The 16008-nt window shown below is 64.0% G+C and carries 18 protein-coding genes; 3 read left to right on the top strand and 15 right to left on the bottom strand.

The window, feature by feature from the left end; genetic code table 11:
* Window positions 1-16: 16 nt before the first annotated feature.
* The 10 genes from flgK to flgB all read right to left on the bottom strand — a co-directional run bounded on the left by flgK (window position 17) and on the right by flgB (window position 9501).
* On the bottom strand, window positions 17-1978 hold the full coding sequence (gene flgK, locus FHS03_RS03905) for a flagellar hook-associated protein FlgK (protein WP_183439713.1): 1962 nt from the start codon (window positions 1976-1978) through the stop codon (window positions 17-19).
* Window positions 1979-2081: 103 nt separating this feature from the next.
* Entirely contained in the window at window positions 2082-2969 is an 888-nt protein-coding gene (flgJ, locus tag FHS03_RS03910) for a flagellar assembly peptidoglycan hydrolase FlgJ (RefSeq protein WP_183439714.1), read from the bottom strand.
* Window positions 2970-2981: 12 nt separating this feature from the next.
* Window positions 2982-4085, bottom strand: a complete 1104-nt coding sequence (locus FHS03_RS03915) for a flagellar basal body P-ring protein FlgI (protein ID WP_183439715.1) — start codon at window positions 4083-4085, stop codon at window positions 2982-2984.
* 2 nt (window positions 4086-4087) lie between these two features.
* Complete coding sequence (locus tag FHS03_RS03920; RefSeq protein WP_183439716.1) at window positions 4088-4741, bottom strand: flagellar basal body L-ring protein FlgH; 654 nt, start codon at window positions 4739-4741, stop codon at window positions 4088-4090.
* A gap of 10 nt (window positions 4742-4751) precedes the next feature.
* The gene (flgG, locus tag FHS03_RS03925; RefSeq protein ID WP_176346660.1) at window positions 4752-5534 is read right to left on the bottom strand and encodes a flagellar basal-body rod protein FlgG; all 783 of its coding nucleotides are present in this window, start codon (window positions 5532-5534) and stop codon (window positions 4752-4754) included.
* Between the two features lie 70 nt (window positions 5535-5604).
* Window positions 5605-6348, bottom strand: coding sequence for a flagellar basal-body rod protein FlgF (gene flgF, locus FHS03_RS03930; protein ID WP_183439717.1), 744 nt, complete (start codon window positions 6346-6348; stop codon window positions 5605-5607).
* Window positions 6349-6416: 68 nt separating this feature from the next.
* Window positions 6417-7955, bottom strand: a complete 1539-nt coding sequence (locus FHS03_RS03935) for a flagellar hook protein FlgE (RefSeq protein ID WP_183439718.1) — start codon at window positions 7953-7955, stop codon at window positions 6417-6419.
* Between the two features lie 28 nt (window positions 7956-7983).
* Window positions 7984-8670 carry a flagellar hook assembly protein FlgD gene (locus tag FHS03_RS03940; protein ID WP_229426056.1) on the bottom strand — a complete coding sequence of 229 codons (687 nt, stop codon included), beginning with the start codon at window positions 8668-8670 and terminating at the stop codon, window positions 7984-7986.
* A gap of 13 nt (window positions 8671-8683) precedes the next feature.
* Entirely contained in the window at window positions 8684-9088 is a 405-nt protein-coding gene (gene flgC / locus FHS03_RS03945; protein ID WP_050411935.1) for a flagellar basal body rod protein FlgC, read from the bottom strand.
* Between the two features lie 2 nt (window positions 9089-9090).
* Window positions 9091-9501, bottom strand: a complete 411-nt coding sequence (flgB, locus tag FHS03_RS03950) for a flagellar basal body rod protein FlgB (protein WP_183439719.1) — start codon at window positions 9499-9501, stop codon at window positions 9091-9093.
* Window positions 9502-9661: 160 nt separating this feature from the next.
* Here flgB and flgA point away from each other — a divergent pair, with 160 nt between their 5' ends.
* From flgA to FHS03_RS03965, 3 genes are all read left to right on the top strand, one after another.
* Window positions 9662-10351 (top strand): flagellar basal body P-ring formation chaperone FlgA, encoded by a 690-nt coding sequence (gene flgA / locus FHS03_RS03955; protein WP_183439720.1) that lies wholly within the window; start codon window positions 9662-9664, stop codon window positions 10349-10351.
* Between the two features lie 98 nt (window positions 10352-10449).
* Window positions 10450-10764 carry a flagellar biosynthesis anti-sigma factor FlgM gene (gene flgM, locus FHS03_RS03960; RefSeq protein WP_183439721.1) on the top strand — a complete coding sequence of 105 codons (315 nt, stop codon included), beginning with the start codon at window positions 10450-10452 and terminating at the stop codon, window positions 10762-10764.
* 8 nt (window positions 10765-10772) lie between these two features.
* Window positions 10773-11237, top strand: a complete 465-nt coding sequence (locus FHS03_RS03965) for a flagella synthesis protein FlgN (RefSeq protein WP_183439722.1) — start codon at window positions 10773-10775, stop codon at window positions 11235-11237.
* A gap of 98 nt (window positions 11238-11335) precedes the next feature.
* Here the strand turns inward: FHS03_RS03965 and motD are convergent, their stop codons facing one another.
* From motD to flhF, 5 genes are read right to left on the bottom strand one after another with little or no spacing between them, the layout of a single operon-like run.
* On the bottom strand, window positions 11336-12118 hold the full coding sequence (gene motD / locus FHS03_RS03970) for a flagellar motor protein MotD (protein ID WP_183439723.1): 783 nt from the start codon (window positions 12116-12118) through the stop codon (window positions 11336-11338).
* A complete protein-coding gene (locus FHS03_RS03975; RefSeq protein ID WP_050411929.1) occupies window positions 12118-12864 on the bottom strand; it encodes a flagellar motor protein in 747 nt (248 codons plus the stop codon). The genes motD and FHS03_RS03975 overlap by 1 nt, the downstream gene beginning before the upstream one ends.
* Window positions 12846-13577, bottom strand: a complete 732-nt coding sequence (locus tag FHS03_RS03980; RefSeq protein ID WP_183439724.1) for an RNA polymerase sigma factor FliA — start codon at window positions 13575-13577, stop codon at window positions 12846-12848. Before FHS03_RS03980 ends, FHS03_RS03975 begins: the two co-directional genes overlap by 19 nt.
* A gap of 24 nt (window positions 13578-13601) precedes the next feature.
* Window positions 13602-14420 (bottom strand): MinD/ParA family ATP-binding protein, encoded by an 819-nt coding sequence (locus tag FHS03_RS03985; RefSeq protein WP_183439725.1) that lies wholly within the window; start codon window positions 14418-14420, stop codon window positions 13602-13604.
* Complete coding sequence (gene flhF / locus FHS03_RS03990; protein ID WP_183439726.1) at window positions 14413-15897, bottom strand: flagellar biosynthesis GTPase FlhF; 1485 nt, start codon at window positions 15895-15897, stop codon at window positions 14413-14415. Before flhF ends, FHS03_RS03985 begins: the two co-directional genes overlap by 8 nt.
* Window positions 15898-16008 lie beyond the last annotated feature (111 nt).

Below are 16008 nucleotides of genomic sequence, written 5' to 3' on the forward strand. Positions count from 1 at the left end.
CTCTTCCTTAAAATCCTCAGCGGCCCAGCGACAGCAGCACGTCGAACAGCTGGCTGGCCGTTTGCATCACTTTACCCGAGGCTTGGTAAGCCTGCTGGTAGCGCAGCAGATTGGCCGCCTCCTCGTCCAAATTCACGCCCGAGAGCTGCTGCTGGGCCTTCATGGCCTGTTCCACGGCGCCATCGGACGCATCCATGCTGATCTGCGATTCGCGCGTCTTATTGCCCACATAGTTGACCATCTGCGCGTAGCCGCTCTGGAAGGTGGCCGTGCCGCCCACCACATTCTTCGATTGCAGGCCGGCCAGGGCCACGCCGTTGCGGTTATCGCCCACGCCATTGACGTTCGGGCCGATGACGAACTGGTCGCCATTGGCCGGCTTGCCCGTGATGCTGACGCTGATGCCGCCAAAGCTGATCTTGGCGCCGTCGGTGAACGGCACCGGCGTGCCGGCCGGGTAGGTGGTCGGGGTGCCGCCACCGGGCGGGGTCACGGTCACGTCCTGGCCGGCCGGGAAGCCGCTCAGGGTATTGGCCGTGCTGTCATAGGTCAGCGGCAGCGGCGCCGTCAGCGCATTGCCCGGCAGCAGATAGGCGGCATCGACGCTGCCTGGATCGATCTTGCCCGTGCCGGTATTGGTGGTCGGCATGCTGGTGGCGATCGGGGCGGCGAGCGCGATCTTGCTGGCATCCTTCAGGGCGACCGACAGGGAGCTGGCGGCCTGGGCCACCGGCCGGATTTCCGCGTGGTCGCCATTGGCCGGCACACCCGTAATGGTGTACTCCACGCCATCGATCATCTGCGGCCCGGTCTGCGGGAACGGCGTGATCGTGGTCTGCTTGCCATCCGAGGCGCGCGTCAGCACCAGATTGGTGCCGTCGAAATTCATATCGTAGTTGCTGGCCGTGACCTGGGTGCCATCCTTGATGACCGCCTGGATATCCAGGGTGCTGCTGATGGAATTGCGCTTGTCGTAGCCGACCACCGCCTTGATATCGTTGAAGAAATTGCCGCCTGGCGCGCCTTTCAGGTCAATACCGAGCTGGTGCTGGGAATTGAAGGTGGCGGCCAGGCTGGCGGCGATCTGGCCCAGACGGTTTCCGGCCTGGTCCAGGGCCGTGTTGCGGAACTCCATCAGCCCGCCCAGGCTGCCGCCGGTGAAAGTGCTTTCCGGCAGCGCGGCGATCTGGTTGGCCGTCTTGTAGCCGATGGCCAGGCGGCTGACATCGGTCGGCGAGGTGGTGACGGTCAGTTCGAAGGGCTTATTGCCCACCACCATGGGCTGGCCGGTGCCGATCGACACATTGAGCATACTGTTATCGCCCGGCATCACCGTGACCTTGACCCGCTTGTTCAGTTCGGAAATCAGCTGGTCGCGCTGGTCCAGCAAATCATTGGGCAGGCGCAGCTTGTCGATGGAGAGGCCGGCGATCTCGTTGTTCAAGTCGGCAATCCGGCTGGCATAGGTATTGATCTCGTTGACGATGGAGGTGGTCTTGCTGTTGAAGCCATCGCGCAGCTCGTTGAGCCGGCCGGCCATGCCCTGGAAGCGCGAGGCCAGCGACTCGGCCGAGGACAGCATGGCTTGGCGCGACGCCACCGAGGAGGGGTTCGAGTTGGCGTCCTGCACGCCCTTGAAGAAATCCTGCAAGGCCGGCGACAGGCCGGTCGTGGTATCGGCCAGCATATTGTCGATCTGGCTGATCTGGGTGTAGTACTCGGTATAGGCCGACTGCGAGGATTCGGCGTTGAGCACGCGTTTGTTCAGGAAATCGTCGTAATAGCGCTTGATCTGCGCCACTTCAGTGCCGGTGCCGATGAAGCCCACGCCCGTGTTTTCGCCCGGCGTCGTGCTCTGCACGGCCACCTGGCGGTGATAGCCCGGTACATTGGCATTGGTAATGTTGTGGCTGGTCGTGGCGAGACCCACCTGGGCCGCCAGCAAACCACTTTGACCGATGCTGAGAAGACTGGACATAATCGTAACTTTCGCTTGTTAATCAGTTTACGGCAGAACACGCCGAAACTTGAAATGCCGGGCGGCTACAGTGTCCGCCCCTGGGAAGAACTTGCCCACAGGCTCAAGCTAATGTGCGTTTGATAATACTGGTCAATTTGGCAGCGTAGTTCGGGTCGGTGGCGTAGCCGGCGCGCTGCAAGCCCTGGGCGAACTTGCTGGCGTCGCCCGCGCTGGCCAGCACTTTTTCATAGCGCGGGTTGCCGGTGATGAGCTTGGCGTAATCCTTGAAGCTGTCGGCATAGCTATCGTAGGCGCGGAAGCGCTCGACCCGGGTCTGGGCCTTGCCGTTGACGTATTCGGTGGTGGTGGCCGTCACCACCTTGCCCTTCCAGTCCGGGCCGGCCTTGATGCCGAACAGATTATGGCTGGTCGAGCCGTCGCGCTGCTTGATTTCGCGCCGGCCCCAGCCGCTTTCCAGCGCGGCCTGGCCCAGCATGAACTTGGCCGGGATGCCGGTGGCGCGGCTGGCCTCGTCGGCATGGGCGCCCAGCTTGTCCTGGAAGGCGCGCACATGCGGCAGGGCCGCGCCCTTGCCGCTGGCGACGGCGCTGCCGCCCACGGCCTCGATCGATTTCTGCAGGCGCGCGCTGCTGTCCACGCCGCTCTGCAGCTCGGCGCCGCCCGGGAAGGCTGGCGTCCCGCCCTGCGACAATTGGCGGATCAGCATATCGGCCAGGCCCACGCCCTTCTTGGCGATATTCTGGCTGGTCTGCTGGTCGAGCATGGTGGTAAACATCTTCGTTTGCTGGCTATCCAGCGGGCCGTCCTGCGGCGTCGCCTCGCGCATGCTCTTCAACATCATATTGACGAACATCGCTTCGAATTGGGTAGCGGCGGTTTTCAGCGCGTCCGGCGAACCGGCGCGGGCCGACTGGCGCAACTCGCCCATGCCCTTGGTATCGAGGGCAAACTGGCTGGACAGGTCGGCAGTGCTACTTTGGCGGATCATGGCAGCCTCTTGTTAAATGATTTCCAGTTCGGCGCGCAGCGAACCCGCGGCCTTCATTGCTTGCAGGATGGCCAGCAAGTCCTGCGGCGACGCGCCGATCGCGTTCAGCGCCTTGACCACCTCGGCCAGCGAGGCGCCGCCTTTCAGCATCAGCACCTTGCCGCCATCTTTCTTCACATCGACCTGGCTGGTCTGGGTCACCACGGTCTGGCCGCCCGACAGCGGATTGGGCTGGCTCACCTGCGGCTCGGACGACACCGACACCGTCAGATTGCCGTGCGAGATGGCGCAGGTTTCCAGGGTCACGGCCTGGTTCATCACCACCGAGCCGGTGCGCGCATTCATGATGACCTTGGCCGCGCCCTGGGCCGGTTTCACGTCCAGGCTCTCCAGCGTGCCGATGAAGGCCACGCGCAGATCGCTGCTGGACGGCGCCTGCACGCGGATCACGCGGCCGTCGAGCGCATACGCGATGCCGCTGCCGTATTTATCGTTAATCGCTTGCACCACGCGGCTGGCCGTGGCGAAGTCGGTGGTGTTCAACTCCAGGCGGATCATATTGTCCTGGCCCAGCGAAGTTGGCACGGCGCGCTCGACCGTGGCGCCGCCCGAGATGCGGCCCACCGACAGGTGATTCACCACCACCGAGCTGCCGCCGGCCTGGGCGCCGACGCCACCGACCAGCACATTGCCCTGGGCCATGCCATACACCTGGCCGTCCGCGCCTTTGAGCGGGGTCATCAGCAGCGTGCCGCCGCGCAGGCTTTTCGCATTGCCCATGGACGAGACCGTCACGTCGAGCAGCTGGCCAGGCTGGGCGAAAGCGGGCAGCGAAGTCGTCACCATCACCGCCGCCACATTCTTCAATTGCAGATTGGTGCCGGGCGGCAGGGCCACGCCCATCTGCTGCAGCATCGAGGCCACGCTCTGCACCGTGAACGGGGTTTGCGTGGTCTGGTCGCCACTGCCGTCCAGCCCCACCACCAGGCCATAGCCCAGCAACTGGTTCTGGCGCACGCCGGCGATGCTGGCCAAGTCTTTCAGGCGTTCCGCCTGCGCGCCCGGCGCCAGCAGCAGCGCCGCGCACAGGCCGAGGATTTTGAGCGTGGTCTTCATGGTCAGAAGGGAAGCAGGCTGAGGAAGAAGCGCGACATCATCGCCGACACTTCGGCGCGGTCGATCTGGCTATTCGTGCGGTATTCGACGCGGGCGTCGGCCACGGCGGTCGACTGCACGGTATTGCCGGCGCCGATCGAGTCAGGATTGACCATGCCCGAGAAGCGGATGAATTCCGTGCCCTTGTTCATGCCGATCTGCTTTTCGCCGGCCACGATCAGATTGCCGTTCGGCAGCACCTCGACCACGGTGGCGCCGATATTACCGGTGAAGGTATTGTTGGCGGTCTGGTTGTCGCCATCGGCATACTTGGTGGCGCCGCTGGCCGTGGCGGTGGCGCCGAAGCGGTCCTGCAGCGGGCCGGGCACGCCGAAATTGACGCTGCCCGATTTATTGCCGGTGCTGCTGCCGTTTTTCACCGCCGAGGTGCGCTCGGTGATGACAATATTGATCAGATCGCCAACCTGGCGCGCGCGCCGGTCTTCGAAGTGGGGACGGTAGCCGTTGACCTGGAAGATGGCGCCGTTGGCCGGGGCCGGCATCTGGGCCGCCGTCAGCGGCCGCGCCGTGGTCGGCCCCTGCACGATGGAAGTGGGGGCGACGCTGCAGCCGGCCAGCAGGGCCGCGGCGGCAAGGACGGTGTACGCGGTTTTCATGCAAACTCCTTTACAGCTGGGACAGTTTTTGCAGCATCTGGTCCGAGGTCGTGATGGCCTTGCTGTTGATCTCGTAGGCGCGCTGGGTCTGGATCATATTCACCATCTCCTCCACCACGTTCACATTCGACACCTCGACATAGCCCTGCAGGATCAGGCCGGTGCCATTGGTGCCTGGCTGGTTGCTCTGGGCCGCGCCCGAGGCGCCCGTTTCCACGTACAGGTTCTCGCCGCGCGACTCCAGGCCCGTGGGATTGATGAAGGTGGCCAGCTGGATGCTGCCGATCTGCTGCGCCGCGATCTGGCCCTCGATCTTGGCCGACACGGTGCCGTCGCGGCCGACCGTGATTTCCTTGGCATTGATGGGGATGGTGATGGCCGGCTGCAGGGGGAAACCGCTGGACGTGACCATCTGGCCATTATTGTCGCGCTGGAAGGAACCGTCGCGGGTGTACGCCGTGGTGCCGTCGGGCAGCAGCACATTGAAAAAGCCCGGGCCGTTCACCATCAAGTCCTTGTCGTTGCCAGTGGACTGGGGATTGCCCTGGGTGTGGATGCGCTCGATGGCCACCGGACGCACGCCCGTGCCTTGCTGCATGCCCGAAGGCAGTTGGGTCTGCTGCGACGATTGGCCGCCGGGCTGGCGGATATTCTGGTACAGCAAGTCTTCGAAGACGGCGCGCGATTTCTTGAAGCCGTTGGTGCTGACGTTGGCCAGGTTGTTGGACACCACGTCCATCTGCGTCTGCATGGCCTCCATGCCGGTCTTGGCAATCCATAAGGAACGGATCATGTGCTTTCTCCTTGAGGCCGGCGGTGCGCGCCAAGCCAGTTTTCATGGAGACATTATGCCGCTGCCAAGGTCAATTCAAAGCGAGGATCTGGGTAGCTTTCGCCGCGTTATTCTCGGCATTCTTCAACAAGCTCATTTGCGTCTCGAACGAGCGCGCCAGCGCGATCATGCTCACCATGGCGTCGACCGGGTTGACATTGCTGCCCTCGACCGCACCGTCGACCAGGCGCACATTCTGGTCGACATCGGCCGGCTGGCCCGACTGCAGGCGGAACAGGCCGTCATCGCCGCGCAGCAGCTCGGCCGGCGGCGGATTGACCAGCTTGATGCGCCCCAGCACATTCGAGGGGCCGGGCTGGGTCTGCACGGTGCTGATGGCCGACACCGTGCCGTCCGAGGCGATGGAAATTTCGCTGTCGGGCGGAATCGCGATCGGCCCGTTTTCGCCAATCAGATTATGCCCGGCACGTGTCTGCAGCAAGCCATTGGTGCTGACTTTCAGGCTGCCGCTGCGCGTATACGCTTCCGAACCATCGGGCGACTGCACCGCCAGCCAGCCTTCGCCGCGCATGGCCACGTCGAGCGGGTTGGCCGTGGTCTGGATCGGGCCGGGGCGGAAATCCGTGCCCACTGTGGAATCGACTACGAAGGTGCGCGTCGGCAGGCCTTCCGACACCACGGGCACGGCGCGGAAGGAATCGAGCTGGGCGCGAAAGCCGGTGGTGGTGGCGTTGGCCAGATTGTTCGAGGTGGTGGCCTGCTGGTCCAGGATGTGCCTGGCGCCGGTCATGGCGGTGTAAATCAGTCGGTCCATAAAAAGCTCCGAAAGCGGCGCGCGGCCCGGGGAAGGCGCCGCCCTCCCCTACCGCGCCGACGCCGGGTTTAACGCAGGTTGACCAGGGTCTGCATGATCGAGTCCTGGGTCTTGATGGTCTGCGCATTGGCCTGGTAGACGCGCTGGGCGGTGATCATATTCACCAGCTCCCTGGTCAGATCCACGTTCGACACTTCGACCGAGGACGAGCGCAGCTTGCCCATCTTGCCGTCGCCCGGCACGCCGACCTGGGGGGCGCCCGAGGCCGAGCTTTCGGCCCAGGCATTGTTACCGAGTGGAACCAGGCCATCCGGGCTGGCGAAATTAGCCAGCACGATCTGCGCCAGCGGGCGCGACTTGCCGTTGCTGTACTGGCCGATAATGACGCCCTTCTCATCCGCGGCAAAGCGCTCCAGGCTGCCCGCGGAATACCCGTCCTGGGTACTGGCTTTCTCGCTGGTGGGCGCGCCGTATTGCGTGGTGCCGGCAAAGTCGACCTTGATCGTCATCGGCTGCACCGAGCCGAGGTCGGGGAAGATGGGCAGGCTCACCGTCAGCGGCAGTTTTTGCGGCGGCGTCAGCGCCGCCATTGCCGTCAAGTCCATGGCGCCAGAGCGGTCAAACACCAAGGTGCTCTGCTTCACCGCCGGCACCATGAAGGCCGTGGCCATGGTGGCGCCGATTTCATCCGGATTGGTATTGCCACGGTTGCCGATATTGGTCGCAGGGTCTTTCCACATCGCATTCAGCTTGGTGACATCGGCCCCGGGATCAATGGCCAGTATGGCGGCTTCCAATGCCTCCCCCAGAGCGTTAGCATAGCCAATATTTGCCGCCAGAATATCACCTTGGGGCACGGCGACGACGGCGTCATAATATGCCTGACGGGCCAATTTAACCGGGTCAGTAGCGGCAGCATCGGCCAGCACCTTCTGCGTCTGCAACTCCACCCCATCGTTGGACATATACACGTCCCAGGTATTGGGTGCCGTCTTCACATAATAGACGCCCATCACGTGGGCGTTACCCAGACTATCGTACACATTCAGCGAGGTCTGCTTGTTGAAGCTTGTCGGATCGGTCGGACTAAAAGGGGTCTTGACGGGCAGCTCGTCCCTCGAATTCAGGTTGATGGAGAAGTTGGCGTTATCCGTCGGCTTCGGTTTCAAGTCGGAGCTGTCGATCACCAGCGGCACCGGCGCGCCGGACAGGATCACCCCATCCTTATTGGCCAGATAGCCCGTCACCTGGGCGCCCTGGGCATTGATGATGCCGCCGTTTTTGTCGAGCAGGAACTGGCCATTGCGCGAGTACTGGACGGCGCCGTTGACCACGGTGCGGAAGAAGCCGCCGCCATTGATGGAAATATCGAGCGGATTATTGGTCGTTTCAATACCGCCCTGGGTGAATTGCTGCGCCAGCCGCGCGACCGACACGCCGATGCCGGGATTGTTGCCGCTCACCCCATTCAGCGAGTTCGCGTACAGGTCGGCGAACTGGGCCACCGACCCTTTGAAGCCGACGGTGCTGGCATTGGCGATATTGTTGCCGATCGTTTTGAGCGATATATCTGCGGCGTTCAGACCGCTGAGACCTTGTTGAAACATGCTATTCCCCTCTTCAGTATGGGCTGGCTTACAACACTTGCTTGATATCGTCCATCGTCAGCGTGCCGACGTTGGGGATGTTTAATTTGATGCCGGCGGCGCCGGTCGAGACGCTGGCCACCGTGCCGAAGGTCAGCGCGGCGGCATCCTTGAGCTTGGCGCCGCCGGTGGTGGCGGTGACGGCGATGCGGTAGGCGCCGTCGGGCGCTTTCTTGCCGTCGGCCAAGGTGCCGTCCCACACCAGAGGCATGGTGCCCGCCTTGACACTCTTCATGTCGATGACGTGGATGGCCTTGCCGCTGCTGTCCTTGATCTCGATCTGCACCTGATCGGCGGCCGTGCCCATATCGATGCCAAAGACCGCCTTGCCGCCCGCCAGTTGCAGGGCCGAGCCGGGCACCAGCACACCGTGGTTGATCATATTCGTGGCCGCCAGCGAGGCCGACGCCTTGTAATCGCCGCGCAGCGAATCGAGGGTGGCGTTGAGCTTGTTCACGCCACTCACCGTTTGCAGCTGTGCCAGCTGGCTGGTGATCTGGGCATTGTCCATCGGGTTCAGCGGATCCTGGTTTTTCAGCTGGGTCAGCAGCAGGGTCATGAACTTGTCCTGGTCTGCCTTGGTGCTGTCGGTCGCCGTCGCCTTTTTTGGGTTGACGGCGTTCATCAGCGTGCCCGACGGGCCGCCCTGCATGGTGTTGGAGGTATCGACTGCCATGATGGTCTTCCGGTTACTGACCGATGGTCAGGGTTTTCAAGAGCAGCGACTTGGCTGCGTTCATCGTTTCGACATTGGTCTGGTAAGAGCGCGAGGCCGACAGCATATTCACCATCTCGTCGACCACGTTCACATTCGGCATGGTCACATAGCCCTTCTCGTCGGCCAGCGGGTGCTTGGGGTCGTACACCTGCTTCATCGGCCCCGGATCTTCCACCACGCGCTGCACCTTGACACCGGTCGAGGCGTTATTCGCCGACGGTGTCGCTTCGAACACCACCTGCTTGGCGCGGTAGGCTTCGCCCGTGGCGCTGGTGGAACTGTCGGCATTGGCCAGATTGGAGGCGACCACGTTCAGGCGCTGGGCCTGGGCGCTCATGGCCGAACCGGAAACATTAAAAATACTGAACAGCGACATGATTATTGCCCTCCCTGGATGGCCGCCAGCAAGCCTTTGATCTGGGAATTGATGAAGGTGACGCCGGCCTCGTAGCGCAGCGCATTGTCGGCGAACTGGTTGCGCTCGACATCCATATCGACGGTATTGCCGTCGACCGCCCCCTGCACCACGCCGCGGTAGAGCAGCGGGGTGCCGTCCGCCAGCGCCTGGCCCGGCTGCAGCGGATTCGGATAATGTTTTTTTGCCGTCGTGTTCAGCGCGGCCTTGTTGTCCATGGCGCCCTGCAGGGCGCTGGCAAAGTCGATGTCGCGCGCCTTGTAATTCGGCGTATCGGCATTGGCGATATTCGACGCGAGCACGGTCTGGCGCTGCGAGCGCAAGCTCAGCACGGTCTCGTTAAAGCGCAAATGTTCGTCAAGTTTCCCTAGCATGGTGGCTCCACTGAAAATCCGGTGATGACAGCATCGATCTTACGTTCACGGCCGGCAAATGGATCGCCAGAGAAAGGCCGGCTTTCCCATCCTATTCCCCGTTTTCGCGGCGCGCGGGCCCACCTATCATGGCAGCATTCTCATCTTGTCCTTGCCCGCCATGAAACTGCTGACTCTCTCTGCCCTGTTCCTGTCGGCCGGCGCCGCGCTGGCGCAGCCCGCCGCGCGCACCGACGCCGCCGTGCTGCAACAGACGGTCGAGCAATTCCTGCAAGTGCAGACGGGTGGGCTGCCGGGCAAGGTCAGCCTCAGCGTCGGCCCCATCGAGCCGCGTCTGAGTCTGGGCGCCTGCGCCGCGCCGGAAGCGTTCATGATGCCGGGCGCGCGCGCCTGGGGCCGCACCACGGTGGGCGTGCGCTGTGCGGCGCCCTCAGTATGGACGGTGTATATTCAAGCCAGGGTGACGGTGGAAGGCGATTACATCGCCAGCGCCGTGCCCTTGGCCCAGGGCCAGCCCATCGTGGCGGCCCAGCTGACGACGCTGAAAGGCGATCTGACGGCGCTGCCGCCGGGCGTGGCCACCGATGCCAGCCAGGTGGTCGGCCGCAGCAGCAATCTCTCGCTGCCGGCCGGCGTGCCGCTGCGCCTCGATACCCTGCGCAGCAGGCAAGTGGTCTTGCAGGGGCAACTGGTGCGCCTGGTCAGCAGCGGCAATGGCTTCAGCATCTCGTCGGAGGGCAAGGCCGCGGCCAATGCCGCCGAAGGCCAGACTGTCCAGGTCAGGACGGCCAGCGGGCAGTCGGTGTCCGGCGTGGCGCGGGCCGGCGGACTGGTCGAGGTAGCTTTCTGACAAGAAAAGTGGTCTGGTGGGTCTAAAGTTTGGCGAATAGCTGCCGATATAAGACTCGTATCCCGGAGTAAAGACTCCAACCAGACGAGGATAAAGCTGTGAAGATCAATAATTCAGTTAACACCACACCGGGCCTGCAGAACACGCCGGCGCCCGCCAATACCACCGCGCGCGGCGCGGAGAAGGCGGCCGCCCCGGCACCCCAGGCCGGGGCAGACAATGTACGCCTGTCGGCACAAGGACAGGCCATGGCGGCCGGAGCAGCCAGCAGCAGCAACGCCGTGTTCGACAGCAAAAAAGTCGAACGCATCAAATTGGCGATTGCCGATGGCCAGTTCCAGGTCAATTCAGAAAAAGTAGCGGACGGCTTGCTGGAAACGGTCAAGGATCTGCTGCACTCGCGTAAACGTTAGGATCCAGCATGAACACCGTGTCCCCGATGGCCAGCCTGCATGAAGAGCAGAGCCTGATTTCCGCCCTGCTGGAAATCCTGAAGCTGGAGCAAAAACATCTGGTGGCCGCGGACATCGACAGCCTGACCGCCCTCACCCCGCAGAAAACCGCGCTGGTGAACCAGATGGCGGTGCTGGCCAGCCAGCGTCACAGCGCCCTCGGCGCCGCCGGCTACGCCGCCCAGGAAAGCGGCATGGAAGCCTGGCTGGCCGCGAGCGGCGACGCGAATGCCCACAGCCTGTGGCAGCAAGTGCTGGAACTGACGCGCGAAGCCAAGGAAATGAACCGCCTGAATGGCGTGCTGATCAACAAACACCTGAACCACACGCAAGGCGCGCTGAACGCGCTGCGCCCCCAGACCCAAAGCCAGGTCTACGGCCCCAGCGGCCACGCCACGGCCGGCCGCAGCAGCCGCGGCTTCCTCGCCCGCTAAGTTTTTTTCGCGGAAATGAACAAGCCGGCGCTGCCGGCTTTTTGCATTGGGTCATCCGGCTTGTTTTTTTCGTCGTGGACAGCGCTCGGTCGCCATGCCTAAGGCTGGGTCGCTGGGGCAGCGGCCTCGGTGGGGATTTCCGTGCTCGGATCGGGAATGCCGGACAGAATGGTGACGGCGACGCGGCGGTTGCGTGCCCGGCCTTCCGGCGTCTCGTTGGGCGCCACCGGGAAGTTCGACGCATGGCCGACCGCCGTCATGCGCTCGGGCGGCACGCCCGCTTCAATGAACAGGCGCACCACGCTGCCGGCGCGCATGGCCGACAATTCCCAGTTGGAGGGGAAGATGGCGTTGCGGATCGGCACATTGTCGCTATGCCCCTCCACCTGCACCGCATGGCTGTCGTCCTTGAGCAGGGTGGCCACCGCCTGCAGCGCCTCGCGCGACTCGGCCGTCAAGCGCGCGTCGCCCGGATCGAACAGCACGCTGGCATTGATTTCGACGCTGACGCCGCGGCTGTTCTGCGTCACGCGCACCTTGCCCTCCTTCACCAACGGCGCCAGGGTCGACAGCAGATCCTGGGCCAGCTTGGTCATCTGCTCCTTTTCCTTGCGGATCAGTTCGGTGCGCCGCTTCAGGCCGGGATTGGGAATCGGCAGGTTCTGCACCTGGGTATTGATCGGCTCGGCCGAACCCTGGCCGCCGAAAGCATCGCCGAGGGCGTCGGAAAACACCTTGTACTTGCCGATATTGACCGAGGAGATCGCATACATCACGACGAAGAAGGCGAACAACAGCGTGATAAAGTCAGCGTAGGAGATCAGCCAGCGCTCGTGGTTTTCCGGCTCATCGTCGAACTTGCGGCGCGCGCGGCGTTCCATCAGTGTTCCCGCAGCAGCGTGGCGACGCGCTCGTCGATGATGCGCGTGAAGTCGCCGGTGGCGATGTCGTAGAACACGGCGGCGGCGATTTCCTGCTGGTGCACCTGCTGCGTGACGATATTCTTGAGCTTGTTGGCGATCGGGTAGAAGAATAGATTGGCCAGGCCCACGCCGTAAATGGTGGAGACGAAGGCCACGGCGATGCCTGGTCCCAGTTTGCTCGGGTCGCTCAGGTTTTCCATCACGCTGATCAAGCCCAGTACCGCGCCCAGAATACCGATGGTGGGCGAGTAGCCGGCCGCCGACTCCCAGATGCGCACGGCCTGGCGCTCGGCCATTTCAAAGGCCGTGATCTCGGTGTCGAGCAGCTGGCGCAGCTTGTCCGGGGCGACGCCATCGACGATCATGCGCAAGCCCTTGGCATTGAATTTGTCCTTCGACGAGAGCATGAAGCGCTCCAGCGACAGCAGGCCGTCGCGGCGCGCCGCCAGGTTCCAGGCATTGATGTCGCGCGCCAGCGCGGCGCGGCTGTCGGCCGGCGGCGCGAACACCCAGCGCAGCATCCACACGCCGCGGCGCAGGGTGGACGGGCGGGTTTGCAGCAGCACGGCGCCGAAGGTGCCGACCACCACGATGGCAAAAGCGGCCGGCTGCACCAGGGACGACCATTTGCCGCCCTCCAGGCCCTGGCCGACCAAGACCCCGGCCAGTCCCAGCAAGACACCGATTACGCTGGCCCAGTCCATGCCTGCTCCCTCAAAGTCGCCCGCAGCCGTGCCACGGCCTGGGTATGCAGTTGCGATACGCGCGATTCGGAGACCCCCATCACCGCGCCGATTTCCTTCAGATTCAATTCTTCCTCGTAATACAGGCCCATCAAGATCTTCTCGCGCGGCGGCAAGGCATCGATGGCATCGATCACGGCCTGGCGGAAGTCGGTGTCGAGCAAGGCGCGCAGCGGATCGGCCTCCTCGTCGTGGGCATAACGGTCGAGGAAGCTGTCATTGCCATCCTCGTCGTGGAAATCCTCGTAGTACACCAGTTGGTGGCCGCCGCCTTCGGACAGCATTTCCTGGTAATCGGCCAGCGAGAGCTTGAGCATCTTCGCCACTTCCGATTCGCTCGGCGGCCGGCCCAGGCGCTGCTGCAGCGTGGACATGGCGCTTTCGATCTTGCGCATGTCTTGGCGCATGCTGCGCGGCATCCAGTCGCTGCTGCGCAATTCATCGAGCATGGCGCCGCGGATGCGCATCACCGCATAGGTTTCAAACTGGGCACCATGGGTTTCTTCGTAGCGGTTGATTGCATCGAGCAAGCCGATCATTCCCGCTTGTACCAGGTCATCCACTTCTACGCTGGGCGGCAGTTTTGCCTTCATATGGTGGGCCAGGCGCTTGACCAAGGGCATATGCTCCGTCAGCAGCGAATCCTTGTCCACCTTCCCTTTGACCGTGTACATAAATTCTAGTTTTGTTCTTGAACACTAAAAATGGCTGTTGCTCCCCGTGGATAAGGACGGCGCAGCAGCCAGCGCAAAGCGGCCAGCCAGCTGACGAAACGCGACCGAAGCACCGGCCAGCGGGAATGCGTCAACCACCGCGCGCCCCAGGCGCGCTGCGCGGTGCAGATACTCGTCGGCCGGCACGGAACCCATGGACACCAGGTTCACGGCCAGGTAACGGCTTGCCGCCTGCGCCATATTATCGTAAACCAACCTCGCTTCGGCCTCTGTCGCACCGGTTACCAGGATGCCGAAGGGGCGGCGGCCTAGTTCATGGCTCAAACGCTTAATCATTAGATAAGCATTTTTGATGGATTCGGCGCTGTTCGACACCTGCACCACGATCTCGGAACTGGCCATGATCGGCACCGGGAAGGCGTCGCCATCGAACTCGCCGTCGACCACCACGATGCCCGTCTGCTTGGCCAGCACATCGAAGGCCTTGGCCAGGCGGCGGCCTTCGTCCGGACCGCGGCGCGCTTCGCCGCCCGTCATCGACACCACGCCGAAGCCTTGCGGCGCGGGTTGGATCACCTCATTGAGCGCGCATTGCTGGCGCGCCACGTCGAGCAGGCGCGCGCCGCCGTCCAGGCCGAGGCGCGACGCCACCCCATGCTCGCTGTCGCAGGCGTCGACCAGCACCACATCGTTGCCGGCGCGCGCCAGCGAGGCGCCCAGATTGACCAGCATGGAACCCTTGTCGTCGCGTGGCGTGGCCGAGAGGAAGGTGATGATGCGCGGCTGCGGCCCCGCCAGCATGCGGCGCAGGCCTTCGGCCTGGTCGAAATTGAAGTTAGCCAAGGTGCACCTCGCGCGCCAGGGTATCGCCGCCGGCTGCGGCCATCAGCAGGGGCAGGTCGGCCTCGGCCACTTGGCGGCTGGCCGCTTCGCGGCGGAAGGCGCGCTCGACCAGTTGGGCCGGGTCGGCCAGGTGCAGGTCTTCCGGCACGCGCTGGCCGTTGGAGACGTAGAACAGATTGAGCTTCTGGCGGATCAGCACGTCGAGCACATTGCCCAGCGAGGCCGCTTCGTCGAGCTTGGTCATGATGCAGCCGGCCAGGCCGCTGCCCTGGTAGGCGCGCACCACTTCGCTCAGGGTTTCCTGGGTCGCCGTCGCGTTCAGGCACAGCAGGCGCTTCACATTCGCGTCCACGCCCTGCAGCATGGCGACCTGCTCGGTCACCATCTGGTCGCGCTGGCTGACGCCGACGGTGTCGATCAGCACGGTGTGCTTGTTCTTGAGTTCTTTCAAGGCGATGCGCAGGTCGGCTTCGTCCTTGACCGAGTGCACCATCACGCCGAGGATCTTGCCGTAGATGCGCAACTGCTCGTGGGCGCCGATACGGTAGGCGTCGGTGGTGATCAGGGCCAGTTTTTCCGGGCCGTGGCGCATCACGCAGCGCGCCGCCAGCTTGGCGGTGCTGGTGGTCTTGCCGACGCCGGTGGGGCCGACCAGGGCGAACACGCCGCCCTGCTCGATCAGCGCCTGCTCATTGGCCATGGCGCTGATATTGCGCGCCAGGACCGTCTTGATCCATTGCAGGCTGGCGGCGCCGTCGCGGCCGGCCGGCAGCTTGTCGATCAGGTAGCGCGCCAGCGTGGCCGAAAAACCGGCGGCCAGCATTTCGCGCAGCACCGCCGTCTTCTGCGGCTCGCGCTGCTGGGTGGCGCCCCAGGACAGCTCGGCCAACTGGGTTTCCATCATGCCGCGCATGGCGCGGATCTCGTTCATCATGCCGCTCATCTCGGCGGCCGCATTGGCCTTGGCCGAGGCCACGGCGTCCGCCACCAGGGCGGAAATGCGGTCCATATCCAGGGTCGGTGCGGCCGGCGCCGGCGGCGCCGCATTGGCTGGTGCGCGCGGCGCGCTGCGCTGCGGCGCGGCAGGACGGGCCGCCGTGGCGGCAGGCGCTTGCGGACGCGGCTGTGGGCGCGGCGCGGCGGCGGCTGGCGCGGCAGTGGCAATGGCTGGCGTCGCGGCGCCAAAAGCGGCCGTGGCGGCGGACAGCAGGCTGCTGGCACGCGCCGCGAGGGCAGGTTCCAGTTCGGCGGCAAAGTCCTGCGCGGCCGGCAACTCCAGACGCGGCGCCGGTGCGGCCATCGGCGAATCGCCCGGCGGCATCGCGAGAGAGGCGGCATCGTCATTGGCCAGCGCGAGGATTTCGACCACGCCATCGGCTTGACGGTTGGACAAAATCACCGCGTCGGGGCCGAGGGCCTCACGCACCTTGCGCAAAGCCTCACGCGATGTGGGTGCGGTAAATTTTTTGACGTTCATTGCAGCTCCTGTGTCACGATGCGCCGCCAATTAGCGACTCAATTCTCATGGTGAAATTATTCACGATGCACAGGAGAAACCATCACTCGAACAAGTGCCGAAACACCTCGC

This window comes from Pseudoduganella violacea (assembly GCF_014191875.1).
GTDB lineage: Bacteria > Pseudomonadota > Gammaproteobacteria > Burkholderiales > Burkholderiaceae_D > Rugamonas > Rugamonas violacea_A.